Genomic DNA, 12,111 nt, shown 5'->3' with positions numbered 1-12,111 from the left:
AGCGGCGCAGGTCGAAGCTAGGAAGACGGTACGACCTCGTCAAATCACGACGGTGCGGGCCCCGGAAAATCACCCGGAAGGGCCGACCCGCGCGCCTGTGGTGCGCACCGGGGGGCGAATGACAGTCTGGACGTATGAACATCCCGTTCCTCGGCCATCTGCGGAAGAAGCACGGCCCGGCACGTGGTGTCGCGGTGTACGAGGCCGACGGCGCCGCCCCGGACCCCGAGGGGATCGCCGCGCTGCTGTCCGAGTGCGAACTGCTGCGCTCCCACGCGGAGCGGGCGGGGGTGCGACTGGACGACACGGCGGCCTCGCTGGAGGCCCTGGACCAGTTGCTGCCTCGCTGGCGCGACGACGAGGAGACCCTGTCCTGGCTCGGCAACGACGCGGGTCTCTATCTGGGCACGGTGCTCGTGCGGACCGTGCCGGGCGCGGCATGGCGGCTGTGGCCGAACGGACAGCCGGTCGTACGGCTGGCCTCGGGGAGGGAGTTCGACGTCGTGACCGCCGGACGCGAATGGGCGGCCAGCGGAGTGCCAGAACTCTCCCAGCTCTACGGGGAGGTCGCGGAAGCCTGAGCCGGTTATACGGCTTATGACCGAATAGTGCGTGTCGTTGATCAACCCCCTTTCCGGGTGGATAGTTTGCGGCAGCCACGACACGGCGACGAGCGAGTGGGGCTGGGAATGGCCGTCGATCCATTGATCGAGCTGCGTGAAGTGAACAAGTACTTCGGGGAGCTGCATGTCCTTCAGGACATCGACCTCACGGTGGGCAAAGGGGAGGTGGTCGTGGTCATCGGCCCCTCGGGGTCGGGCAAGTCCACGCTGTGCAGGGCCGTCAACCGGCTGGAGCCGATCGAGTCCGGCACCATCACGCTCGACGGCAAACCGCTCCCCTCGGAGGGCAAGGCGCTCGCGGCCCTGCGCGCCGACGTCGGCATGGTCTTCCAGTCCTTCAACCTCTTCGCCCACAAGACGGTACTGCAGAACGTGTCGCTCGGTCAGATCAAGGTCAGAAAGCGCAAGAAGGAGGACGCCGACAGGCGTTCGCGCGAACTCCTCGACCGCGTCGGCGTCGCCGACCAGGCCGACAAGTACCCCGCCCAGCTCTCCGGCGGTCAGCAGCAGCGCGTGGCCATCGCCCGCGCCCTCGCCATGGAGCCCAAGGCCCTCCTGTTCGACGAGCCCACCTCCGCGCTCGACCCGGAGATGATCAACGAGGTGCTGGAGGTCATGCGGCAACTCGCCCGTGACGGAATGACGATGGTCGTCGTCACGCACGAGATGGGCTTCGCCCGGTCCGCCGCCAACCGCGTGGTGTTCATGGCCGACGGCCGCATCGTGGAGGACCGCAGCCCCGACGAGTTCTTCAGCGACCCGCGCAGCGACCGGGCCAAGGACTTCCTGTCGAAGATCCTCCACCACTGACCGGCCGGCTCGGGCCGTGCTCCACGGCACACCCGTGCGTGCCGCCGGGGCCGGGCCGACCCCCACCGGCCGACGCGCCGCGGGGGGTCTCGACTACGATCGGACCTTCGTCCCTCCGGCGAGGGCGGCCGCGGTCGTCGCCGCCGGACCAGGGACGCTGCTGCCGGGTGGGGATCCCCCCACGCCCCTTGACCACGGGTGGCAGCAGTCGCGGAGAGCCAGACCCGCCCGGCGGCAGCCGGAGATCACTGCTCGCGCAGCGGGACCGTCACATAGGACGGGTCGTTCGCCGGCGAGGAGAAGGTCAGCTGCGCGCCGGTCGGGTTGTGCTCGATGTAGAGCGGGTCGACCGTGTCGACGACCAGGGCCAGCCGATGCCCTGCCGGGACGTCGTAGGCCGTGGAGAACACCTCCAGGTCGACACCGAACGGCTTCCCGGGGGTGCGCCCGTGGAAGGTGTACGGCGCGTGGCCGACCAGCTTGCCGAGGCCGAGCGGGCCCACGTCGTACAGGTACGCGACGAGGGTTCCGCTCTCCTCGGTCGCGGTGACGGTGGTGTGCAGCCGGGCGGTGCCGCGGACGTGCTGGGCCGTCGGGTACTTCTCCGACTGCCAGACGGCGGCCCACAGGCGCGGGATCAGCGGGATCGACGCCATCGGCGGGAGCTTGGCGAACTGGTCGAGGACGCTGGACAGCAGGACGATGCCGCCGCTCGCGCCCGAATCGATGTTCGTGTGGATCCTCTTCGTGCCGGACAGGGCGATCTTGCGGTCCGTCGCGGCGACCGACTTCCAGTCCGGATAGCCCTCGTAGCCGTCGCCCGTACGGGACCTGAGCCGCACCGGCGGCTCGCGGTCGACGCCGTTGGCGGCGCCCCTGAGGTGGTGGTCGAACCAGCGGCCGGTGTCGGTCCACACGTCGTTGGGCAGCCCGAACAGACCGGTGATCTCGGCCGTTCCGTGGTCGCCGGGGCGCAGCTGGAGACGTTTCGGGCCGGTCAGCCGCTCGTAGAACTCCGCGTACTGCCCGGGCGGGAAGACGGTGTCGCCCCAGGCGTTGGCGAGCATCACGGCGGTGCCGTTGGCGTTCAGGCGGTCGACGTAGGTCCCGGGGGAGCGGACCTTGCCCCAGGCGATCAGGTCCGCCTCGTTGCCGAGCTCGGCGGCGTAGAAGTCGTCGAAGACCCGTCTGGACTCGGGGCTGAGGCGGCCGGTGAGCGCGCCGGCGACGTCCAGCAGCCTGGCCGCCTGGACGTGCTGGGTGCGGCCGCCGTAGATGGAGTCGATCAGGTCGGCCCAGCCGCTGAGCGCGGCCACGGCCTTGACCCGCGGGTCGTGCGCGGCCGCGAGCAGGCTGATCCCGGCACCGTAGGAGACACCGGCCATGCCGATACGGCCGGGGTCGGCGGGGGTGTGGGCGAGCGCCCAGTCGATGACCTCGGAGGCGTCGGCCACGTCCGCCGGCCCGGCGACCTCGATCGAGCCGCCGGACTGCCAGAAGCCGCGCACGTTGTAGGTGACGACGACGTAGCCGGAGTCGGCGAGCCGCTGGGCCGGGACGAGGTACTCGGCCTGGGGCAGGCCCCAGCTCGTGGGCAGCACGACGAGCGGGTGGCGGCGGCCGCCGTCGGCGCCCCGGGGCGTGACGACGTTGGCCTTGAGCACGGTTCCGCCCTGGCCCGTGATGTCGACGAAGCGGACGCTGTTCGGGGCCGCCTGGGCGGCGGGGGCGAGGCCGAGGGCGCTGCCGGCGATCAGGGTCGCGGAGACGGCACCCACGGCGGCGGTGCGCAACGCCTTGCGGTGGGGCCCGCCCGTCTCCCACCACCCCCCTGCTCGAAGGTGCTCCGCGCCCCTTTGCTTCATGGGTCACTCCTCACTCGACGCGTGTCAGTGGCAAAGTGACCTGACGGTAACCTCGGCCGGATACCACGGGTAACCCACCGGTAAGTTACGTACGAGTAACGATCTTCCGCGGCGACTTGCTGACGCGGCGTCAGGAGGCCCGGCGGGACGCCCTCGTAGACGGGGCGGGCAGCGCCTCCTGGGCCGCCCGCGTCACATCCGCCACCAGCTCCACCACATCGGCCCCGTACGCCTGCGAGTTGACCACCTTCAGCAGCAGCACGAAGGAACCCGTGCCGTACTTGCGGGTCAACCGCTCGTGGTTGCGGGCGAGATAGCGGGTCGCCGCCTGGTTGGTGATCGCCCGCTGGCCACAGAAGAGGAACACCGGCCGCGCCTTGGGGTTCTGACTGTCCGTCAGCCTGGCCAGCAGTACGTACTCGGTACGGCCCGCCTCCAGCCGGTAGCGCTCGGAGCCGACCTGGAACGCGCCGCGGTCCGGCCCCGGTTCGGCGTCCACGTTGATCCGTACACCCGGCAGCATGGCCGACATGTGCGCGGCCATGCGCCGGTTGGAGCCGGGCCCACCGACACAGAACTCCGTGCGCTCCCCGAAACCGGGCTGGGCCGTGTCCTGGGTGACGAGCTGCGCGTGCGCCCCGCAGTCCTTGATCAGGGCGGACAGCTCCACCAGCGCGAACACGTCGAAGCGGTGGACGGCCGGTTCCGCGGCCGCCGGGTCGCGGTTGACGACGAGTACGGCCTCCGCGTTCTCCGGCAGGCCGAGGAACCGCTGCTTGCGGCGGAGTCTGCGCCGCCACAGATAGGTGCGGGCGAGCCAGCCCAGCGTGGCGCTGATGCCGGCCGCCAGGACCCCCAGAACAATGTTGCGGACGTCGTCATTCATGGGCGCGCATGCTAGCGGTCCCCGGCGAACTCGTGTTCGGCGCACCTCGCAGTGCCCTCCCCGCGCGCTCCTGACGGGGACGGGAGCGGTCGATTAGGCTGCGCGGACGGTCCCGACTGGAGGTGCGCATGCGTCGCCCTGTCCGTGTCCCACCCGTCTCCCGGAAGCTGACGATCCTGGCGGTCTCGGCCGCCGTCGTCACGGTGGGGGCCGCGGCGCCACCCGCCGCACCGCCCACGCCCGTCGAGAAGGTCCCTGTCGCGACCGGCTACGGCGGCGCCGTCGCCAGCGTCGACGCGGACGCCTCCGCCGCGGGCATCGAGGTCCTGCGCAAGGGCGGCAACGCCGTCGACGCGGCCGTCGCCACCGCGGCCGCCCTCGGCGTCACCGAGCCCTACTCCGCGGGCATCGGCGGAGGCGGCTACCTCGTCTACTACGACGCCGCCTCCCGGACCGTGCACACCGTCGACGGCCGCGAGACCGCGCCGCTCGGCGCCGGGCCCGACCTGTTCCTGGAGAACGGCAGGCCGGTCCCCTTCGCCGAAGCGGTCAGCAGCGGCCTCGGCGTCGGCGTCCCCGGCACCCCGGCCACCTGGCGGACCGCACTGGAACGCTGGGGCAGCAGACCCCTCGCCCCGCTGCTGAAGCCCGCCGAGCGCCTGGCCCGTGACGGCTTCACGGTGGACGCCACCTTCCGCGCGCAGACCGCCGCCAACGAGACCCGCTTCCGCGCCTTCCCCGACACCGCCGGCCTGTTCCTGCCCGGCGGCGAACTCCCCGTCGTCGGCTCCACGTTCAAGAACCCCGACCTCGCCCGCACCTACGCCGAACTCGGCGCCAAGGGCGTCGGCACCCTCTACCGCGGCGGCCTCGGCCGCGACATCCTCGACACGGTCAACCACCCGCCCGTGGACCCGGCCTCCGGCTGGAACGCCCGGCCCGGCCGGCTCACCACCGAGGACCTGCGCGCCTACCGCGCCAAACTCCAGGCCCCGACCCGGACCTCGTACCGCGGACTCGGCGTCTACTCCATCGCGCCCTCCTCCTCCGGCGGCACCACCGTCGGCGAGGCCCTCAACATCCTGGAGAACACCGGCCTGTCGAAGGCGCCCGAGGCCCGCTATCTCCACCGTCTCATCGAGGCGAGCCGTATCGCCTTCGCCGACCGCGGGCGCTGGGTGGGCGACCCCGCCTTCGAGGACGTACCGGCGAGGGAACTGCTCTCGCAGCGCTACGCCGACTCCCGCGCCTGCCTGATCAAGGACGACGCCGTCCTCACCAGCCCGCTCGCCCCCGGCGACCCCCGCGACCCGGCCGACTGCGCCGCGACGGGCACGGCGGCCCCGACGACGTACGAGGGGGAGAACACCACCCACCTCACCACCGCCGACAAGTGGGGCAACGTCGTCGCGTACACCCTCACCATCGAGCAGACCGGCGGCAGCGGCATCACCGTCCCCGGCCGGGGCTTCCTGCTCAACAACGAGCTGACCGACTTCTCCTTCGCGCCCGCCAACCCGGCGGTGCACGACCCGAACCTGCCGGGACCGGGCAAGCGGCCGCGCTCCTCCATCTCCCCGACCATCGTGCTCGACGCGCACAACCGCCCTGTCCTGGCGCTCGGTTCACCCGGCGGCGCGACCATCATCACCACCGTGCTCCAGACCCTGACCGGCTTCCTCGACCGCGGCCTGCCGCTCGTCGACGCCATCGCCGCGCCCCGCGCCAGCCAGCGCAACCAGACCACCACCGAGCTCGAACCCGGGCTCTACGACAGCCCGTTGAGGGCCCAGCTGGAGGCGATCGGGCACGGCTTCCGGCTGAACCCGGAGATCGGCGCGGCGACCGGTGTGCAGCGGCTGCCGGGCGGGAAGTGGCTCGCCGCCGCCGAGAAGGCGCGCAGGGGCGGCGGATCGGCGATGGTCGTCCACCCGGCGCCCTGACCCCGGCCCCGCCCGCCCGGGAAGCCCCTCGGGCGGTGCTACGCGCCGCCCGAGGTGTCCTGGACCACGTTCTCCGTACGGAAGTCCAGGTGCCCGTCCGTCACGTCCACCGTCACCCGGTCGCCCTCGCCGACCTTGCCGTCGAGCAGCAGCCGCGAGAGCCGGTTGTCGACCTCGCGCTGGATGGTGCGGCGCAGCGGACGGGCGCCGTACTCCGGCTGGAAGCCGTGCTCGGACAGCCAGTCGATCGCGGCACCGGTGAAGTCGACCGTGAGGCCCTGCGCGTGCACCAGCCGCCGGGTCCGCTCCAGCAGCAGATTGGTGATCCGGTGCAACTGCTCGGAGGTGAGCCGCCGGAAGACGACGATCTCGTCGATGCGGTTCAGGAACTCCGGCCGGAAATGGTCGCGCAGCGGGCGCAGGACACGCTCGCGGCGCGCCTCCTCGTCGGTCGCGCCGTCCCCCGGCCCGAAGCCGATCCCGCCGCCGCCCCGGGTGATGGCCTCCGAACCGAGGTTGCTGGTCATCACGATCACCGTGTTGGTGAAGTCGACCGTGCGGCCCTGGGAGTCGGTGAGCCGGCCGTCGTCCAGCACCTGGAGCAGGATGTTGAAGACGTCCGGGTGCGCCTTCTCCACCTCGTCCAGGAGCAGCAGCGAGTACGGGTGGCGGCGGACGACCTCGGTGAGCTGCCCGGCCTCCTCGTGGCCGACGTATCCGGGCGGGGCGCCGACCAGCCGGGAGACGGTGTGCCGCTCCTGGTACTCGCTCATGTCCAGCCGCACCATGCGGTCCTCGCTGCCGAACAGCGCCTCCGCCAGCGCCCGCGCCAGCTCGGTCTTGCCCACGCCGGTCGGCCCGAGGAAGAGGAAGCTGCCGATCGGCCGGTCCGGGCTCGCCAGGCCCGCCCGGGAGCGCAGCACCGCGTCGGCGACGACCCGTACGGCCTCCTCCTGGCCGATCACCCGCTGGTGCAGATGCTCCTCCAGGCCGAGCAGCCGGTCCTTCTCCTCCTCGGTCAGCCTGCTGACCGGGATGCCGGTCTGCCGTGACACCACCTCGGCGATGGCCTCCGCGGTGACCTCCAGATGCTGGCCCTCGTCGGCGGTGCCCTCCCCGGTGGCGTCGGCGATCCGCTGCTTCAGCTCGGCGATCCGGTCGCGCAGCCGCATCGCCTCCTCGTAGCTCTCGTCGGCGACCGCCTGGTCCTTGTCCCGGGTCAGCTGCTCGGCCTCGCGTTCCATCGCGCGTACGTCCGTGCCCTTGGTGCGGGCGCGCAGCCGGACCCGGGCGCCCGCCTGGTCGATCAGGTCGATCGCCTTGTCGGGCAGCCTGCGGTCGGTGAGATAGCGGTCGGAGAGCTCTACGGCCGCGTCCAGCGCCTCGTCGGTGTAGCGGACCTGGTGATGGGCCTCGTAGCGGTCGCGCAGGCCGCGCAGGATCTCCAGCGCGTCCTCCGGGGTCGGCTCGGGCACCAGGATCGGCTGGAAGCGGCGGGCCAGCGCCGCGTCCTTCTCGATACGGCGGAACTCCTCCAGCGTCGTCGCGCCGACCACGTGCAGTTCGCCGCGGGCCAGGGCGGGCTTGAGGATGTTGCCCGCGTCCATCGAGCCGCCCTCGCCGCCACCGCCCGCGCCGACCACCGTGTGCAGCTCGTCGATGAAGACGATGAGTTCGTCGGAGTGCGTGCGGATCTCCTCGACGATGGAGTTCAGGCGCTCCTCGAAGTCGCCCCGGTAGCGGGTGCCGGCCACCACACCGGTCAGATCGAGGGCCACCACCCGGCGGCCGGCCAGGATGTCCGGCACGTCTCCGTCCGCGATCCGCTGCGCCAGGCCCTCCACGATGGCGGTCTTGCCGACGCCCGCGTCGCCGATCAGCACGGGGTTGTTCTTGCCCCGCCGCGACAGCACCTCCACGGTCTGCTCGATCTCCGTCTCCCGGCCGATCACCGGGTCGATCCGGCCCTGGCGGGCCTGGTCGGTCAGGTCCCGGCCGTACTTGTCGAGGGTCGGCGTCGTGGTGCCAGGCCGCCGCTCGGTCCGCGGCGGCGCCAGCTCCGGGGCTTCGGAGGGCGCGGCGGCGCCGGGGTTGAAGTGCGCCTGGTTGAGGATGTGCCCGGCGGCCGAGTCGGGGTTCGCGGCGAGGGCGCTGAGCACGTGCTCCGGGCCGATGTACCCCGCGCCGCGCGAGCGGGCCAGCTCGTGCGCGTCGAGCAGGGCGCGCTTGGCGGCCGGGGTGAGCGACAGCGAGGTGGGCGGCGGGGCCTCGGCGGGCTGGTGCACGACCGGGCCGGACCGTTCGTCGATCTCCGTGGCGAGGGAGTCGGGGTCCGTGCCGGACCTGCTGATCAGGGTCCTGGTGGGCTCGGCGGCCAGCGCGGCGCGCAGCAGATGCTGCGTGTCCAGATCTCGGCTGCCGTGCTCGGCGGCGTACTGCGCGGCGCCGCGCACCAGCTCCCTGGCCGGCTGGCTGAGCAGCTGGCCGATGTTGATCTGCCGGGGACCGGGGCGAGGTCCGCCGAAGAAGCGGGCGAGGAACTCTCCGAAGGCGTCGTACCCCTCCGGACCGCTGAAACCGCTGGTCATGGCGTTCCCATCCGGCTTCCCTGCGCGGGCAGGGTCGCCCTCGCTGATCGACATGCCGGAGCCGGGTAACCCGGCCGGAAGCCGGTTACACCTGACCGCGTCCGTAGAACACCTTCGCACGAACAGGGACCGGGGGCACCTCCAGAGGGCGCCCGGCGGGAGGGGCTCCTCGCGGGGTACGCCGGCCCCTGCCTCGGGAGGCGGACGCGTGCACCAGGGCTCTGCCGGGGCTCGCGGAGCACGAGGCGGGGGACCGGGTTTCCGCACCAGCGGCGGCGCCACGGCCCGCCAGCTTCGCGCCGCTCGGCGAGGCGTGCTTCGAAAGTCCCGCCCGGCACGCCCCGCCCGCCCCGCCCGGCACGCCCCGCCCCGCCCTAGCCCGCCCGAAGACCCGTGCCCCGCACCGCCGTCGTGTCCGTGCGGGCCGTCAGCACGCGCGGCCCGGCGGCCGTGATCGCCACCGTGTGCTCGGCATGCGCCGCGCGGGAGCCGTCGTTCGTCCGCAGGGTCCAGCCGTCGCCCGCCGCGTGGTAGTCGTCGCGGCCGCCCGCGACCACCATCGGCTCGATGGCCAGCACCATGCCGGCCCGCAGGCGCATGCCGCGGCCGGGCCGGCCCTCGTTCGGGACCCCGGGGTCCTCGTGCATACGGCGGCCGATGCCGTGTCCGCCGAAGCCGTCCGGGATGCCGTAGCCGGCCTCGCGGCAGACCGAGCCGACGGCGTGGGCGATGTCGCCGATGCGGTTGCCGGGGACGGCGGCGCCGATCCCGGCCGCGAGGGCGCGCTCGGCGGTCTCGATCAGGCGCACGTCCGCCGGGCGGGCCCGGCCCACGGTGAAGCTGAGGGCGGAGTCGCCGACCCAGCCGCCCAGTTCGGCGCCGCAGTCGACGGAGACGAGGTCGCCGTCGCGCAGCCGGTAGGCGGTCGGGATGCCGTGCACGATCGCGTCGTTGACCGAGGCGCAGATCACCGCGGGGAACGGGGTGGGCGCGAAGGAGGGCCGGTAGCCGAGGAAGGGGGAGCCGGCGCCCGCCGCGCGCAGTACGCCACGGGCCACCTCGTCCAGCTCCAGCAGGGAGACCCCCACGTCGGCGGCCTCGCGCACCGCCGTGAGGGCCCGCGCGACGACCTGTCCCGCCTCGTACATCGCTTCGATCGACGATTCCGTCTTCAGTTCCACCATGCCAATTACTATACCGGTATAAGAATGGGGATCGATAGTAGACTGACCTCATGGTGCGCACCCCGCTGACTCCCGAAGAGCGTGAACGTGGCGAGCGGCTCGGCCGACTGCTGCGCGAGGCCCGTGGCGGCCGCAGCATGGCCGAGGTCGCCGCGGACGCCGGCATCTCCGCCGAGACCCTCCGCAAGATCGAGACCGGCCGTGCCCCGACCCCGGCCTTCTTCACCGTGGCGGCGCTGGCGCGTGCGCTCGGTCTGTCGATGGACGAACTCGTCGCGCATTGTGAACTTTTGCCTGCCTGAGGTCACCGCAGGTCGGAGTGCCCGTGGAGAGGTCCGCGCCCTTCCGGAAAACTCCCCGTAGCCGGTCCGTAACACGGCTGGTGTTCGCTAACGAACCGGAATGCTCCGGTCTTGCGGGGGTCGTACGATGTCAGTGGATCAACTCCCGACTCAGGTACGGGAGTTCGCGAACTACCTGGACGGCCTGCTGGCCCGCCTGGACGAGAGCGGCGGCTGGTGCGGGGTGTTCTGGCAACGCGACCCCGAAGGCATGCAGGCCTGCCTCGACGGGCGGGAGCTGCCGCCCTGGGACGTCCTGGAGGCCCTGCTCCAGGACTACGCCGCGGAGTACGGCCCCGGAGTCGCGGCCGAGGAGACGGCCCGCGCCCGCCCGCTGCACACGGCCGCGCTCACGGCCCACGACCTGCGCCCCGGCGGCCGGGAGGCCCTCCGCGACCGCCTCGACGTGATGCTCCGCGAGCAGAGGTACGCCGCCGAACGCCTGACCACCCTCACCGCGGCCCTGGCCGTCGCCACCTCCGCCGCCGAGGCCGAGGCGCTGCGTGTCGACCTCGCCTGGGCCCGCGACGACCACGTCCGCGCGGGCGCCCGGTGCGTGGAGCTGCGCCGGCGGATGGGAGACCTGGACCGCGCCACGGGGCACGAAGGACGGCTCGCGTGGGGTGACGACAGGGTGCCGCCCCAGGCGGGTGCCGTAGGCCGCGCCCCGCGCGCCGGGGGAGCGGCGGGGCCCGGCCCGAGGGGCGGCGGCACGCCCGCCCCGGCCGACGGCGGGCCCGGCGCGCCCGCTCCCGCCCCCGCGCCGCAGTGGCCGCCCGACCCGGCGGCGGCACGGGCGGTCCGGGGCGAACGGGGCCCCGCCGGGCACCCCCACGCCCCGACCGCGCCCGTACCCGCTCCCTACAACCACCCGGCCCCGGCATCCGCTCCCTACAGCCAACCGGCCCCGGCCCCCGAACCCTCCGCCTACGCGCACCCCGCCCCGGCCCCCGAACCCACGCCCGCGCCCTACCGCCGACCGTCCACACCCGCGCAACCCTCCACGGCCGGACCCGCGCCCCGCAACCGCCCGCACACGCCCCCCACGGCCGACCCGGCCCCCGCCCCCGCACCGCCCGGCGCCACCGCCCCCACCCCCAAGCAGCGCAAGCGCCGCCGGGGAAGTGCACGCTTCGCGGGGATGGCCGAGGAGGTGACCGCGGCGCCCGTGCCCGTGCCGGACGCGGCGATGCCGGAGCTGCCCGTGCCGCCCAGCTCGGGCGGCCGTACCCCGCGCGGGGCCAGGTTCGCCGGGTCGGCCGGGGAACCGGAGCGGACGGCCGTGCCGGAGTTGCACGCCGACGCCGAGGACCGGGCCGCCGTGGTCGGGGCCGTCCGCGCGCTGCTGCGGCTGCGCGGCGAGGGACGCAGCGGGGAGGCGCACGCCCTGCTCGTGGAGGCGGCCCACTGGCCCGCCGTCCGCTTCCCCGTGTTCGCCGCCGAACTCGAGCAGGCCGGGCTCGGCGCGGACTGGGCGACCCTGCTCTGGGAGGCCGCCTCGCTGCCGCCCGAGCGGCTGGTCGCCGCCGCGGACGCGCTGGCCGCCGCGGGCCGGGAGGCCGACGGGCACCAGATCCTGCGGCAGGGCGTCGTACGGCCCGCGCACGAGGTCGCGCAGGCCGTCGTGGCCATGGCGGCCGAGGGCCGGCGCCGCGAGGTGGGCGCGCTGCTCGACGCCTACGTGCGGATGCGCACCCCCGAGGAGGTCGCCCGCAGCGCCGCCGTCGCCCCCCAGGCCCTGGTCCCCTTACTGCTGGAGGCCGCCCAGGGAGTGTCCGACGAGCGGTACTGGGACCTGCTGCACGCCCTGCGGGTCGCGGGCTTCGCCGTCTGAGCGGGACGGCCGCGCGGCCCGCGGCCCTGCCCCGGCT

Annotated in this window: 9 protein-coding genes; 5 read left to right on the top strand and 4 right to left on the bottom strand. The window is 73.5% G+C overall.

Annotation, left to right across the window (positions count from 1 at the left end; translation table 11 throughout):
- Nucleotides 1-134 precede the first annotated feature (134 nt).
- Both ACFYR0_RS03420 and ACFYR0_RS03415 read left to right on the top strand, forming a co-directional pair.
- Entirely contained in the window at nt 135-581 is a 447-nt protein-coding gene (locus ACFYR0_RS03420; RefSeq protein WP_389321393.1) for a DUF6278 family protein, read from the top strand.
- A gap of 108 nt (nt 582-689) precedes the next feature.
- A complete protein-coding gene (locus ACFYR0_RS03415) occupies nt 690-1,433 on the top strand; it encodes an amino acid ABC transporter ATP-binding protein (RefSeq protein WP_389321391.1) in 744 nt (247 codons plus the stop codon).
- A gap of 245 nt (nt 1,434-1,678) precedes the next feature.
- Here the strand turns inward: ACFYR0_RS03415 and ACFYR0_RS03410 are convergent, their stop codons facing one another.
- Together ACFYR0_RS03410 and ACFYR0_RS03405 are read right to left on the bottom strand one after the other, a co-directional pair.
- A complete protein-coding gene (locus tag ACFYR0_RS03410; protein WP_389321389.1) occupies nt 1,679-3,298 on the bottom strand; it encodes an alpha/beta fold hydrolase in 1,620 nt (539 codons plus the stop codon).
- Between the two features lie 130 nt (nt 3,299-3,428).
- Nucleotides 3,429-4,184: a hypothetical protein gene (locus ACFYR0_RS03405; protein WP_389321387.1), complete on the bottom strand. Its 756-nt coding sequence runs from the start codon at nt 4,182-4,184 to the stop codon at nt 3,429-3,431.
- Nucleotides 4,185-4,312: 128 nt separating this feature from the next.
- Between ACFYR0_RS03405 and ggt the strand changes: the two genes are divergently transcribed.
- Entirely contained in the window at nt 4,313-6,127 is a 1,815-nt protein-coding gene (ggt, locus tag ACFYR0_RS03400; RefSeq protein WP_389321385.1) for a gamma-glutamyltransferase, read from the top strand.
- Between the two features lie 38 nt (nt 6,128-6,165).
- On the opposite strand, the gene ACFYR0_RS03395 is transcribed toward ggt, so the two are convergent.
- The gene (locus tag ACFYR0_RS03395; RefSeq protein ID WP_389321383.1) at nt 6,166-8,715 is read right to left on the bottom strand and encodes an ATP-dependent Clp protease ATP-binding subunit; all 2,550 of its coding nucleotides are present in this window, start codon (nt 8,713-8,715) and stop codon (nt 6,166-6,168) included.
- A 374-nt stretch (nt 8,716-9,089) separates the two neighbouring features.
- Nucleotides 9,090-9,899: a type I methionyl aminopeptidase gene (gene map, locus ACFYR0_RS03390; protein ID WP_389321381.1), complete on the bottom strand. Its 810-nt coding sequence runs from the start codon at nt 9,897-9,899 to the stop codon at nt 9,090-9,092.
- Nucleotides 9,900-9,949: 50 nt separating this feature from the next.
- On the opposite strand from map, the gene ACFYR0_RS03385 reads away from it, so the two are divergent.
- Both ACFYR0_RS03385 and ACFYR0_RS03380 read left to right on the top strand, forming a co-directional pair.
- Nucleotides 9,950-10,201 carry a helix-turn-helix domain-containing protein gene (locus ACFYR0_RS03385; RefSeq protein ID WP_389321379.1) on the top strand — a complete coding sequence of 84 codons (252 nt, stop codon included), beginning with the start codon at nt 9,950-9,952 and terminating at the stop codon, nt 10,199-10,201.
- 127 nt (nt 10,202-10,328) lie between these two features.
- Nucleotides 10,329-12,074, top strand: coding sequence for a hypothetical protein (locus ACFYR0_RS03380; RefSeq protein WP_389321377.1), 1,746 nt, complete (start codon nt 10,329-10,331; stop codon nt 12,072-12,074).
- Nucleotides 12,075-12,111: the final 37 nt, after the last annotated feature.

The organism is Streptomyces sp. NPDC005017, assembly GCF_042873115.1.
Classification (GTDB): domain Bacteria; phylum Actinomycetota; class Actinomycetes; order Streptomycetales; family Streptomycetaceae; genus Streptomyces.
The sequence above is the reverse complement of the archived record's forward strand: the minus strand, read 5'-3'. Positions and strand labels throughout refer to the sequence as shown.

Excerpts from the sequence above, each read along its gene's own strand:
- ACFYR0_RS03420 (WP_389321393.1), top strand. The coding sequence starts at position 135 with ATGAACATCCCGTTCCTCGGCCATCTGCGGAAGAAGCACGGCCCGGCA.
- ACFYR0_RS03415 (WP_389321391.1), top strand. The coding sequence starts at position 690 with ATGGCCGTCGATCCATTGATCGAGCTGCGTGAAGTGAACAAGTACTTC.
- ACFYR0_RS03410 (WP_389321389.1), bottom strand. The coding sequence starts at position 3,298 with ATGAAGCAAAGGGGCGCGGAGCACCTTCGAGCAGGGGGGTGGTGGGAG.
- ACFYR0_RS03405 (WP_389321387.1), bottom strand. The coding sequence starts at position 4,184 with ATGAATGACGACGTCCGCAACATTGTTCTGGGGGTCCTGGCGGCCGGC.
- ggt (WP_389321385.1), top strand. The coding sequence starts at position 4,313 with ATGCGTCGCCCTGTCCGTGTCCCACCCGTCTCCCGGAAGCTGACGATC.
- ACFYR0_RS03395 (WP_389321383.1), bottom strand. The coding sequence starts at position 8,715 with ATGACCAGCGGTTTCAGCGGTCCGGAGGGGTACGACGCCTTCGGAGAG.
- map (WP_389321381.1), bottom strand. The coding sequence starts at position 9,899 with ATGGTGGAACTGAAGACGGAATCGTCGATCGAAGCGATGTACGAGGCG.
- ACFYR0_RS03385 (WP_389321379.1), top strand. The coding sequence starts at position 9,950 with ATGGTGCGCACCCCGCTGACTCCCGAAGAGCGTGAACGTGGCGAGCGG.
- ACFYR0_RS03380 (WP_389321377.1), top strand. The coding sequence starts at position 10,329 with ATGTCAGTGGATCAACTCCCGACTCAGGTACGGGAGTTCGCGAACTAC.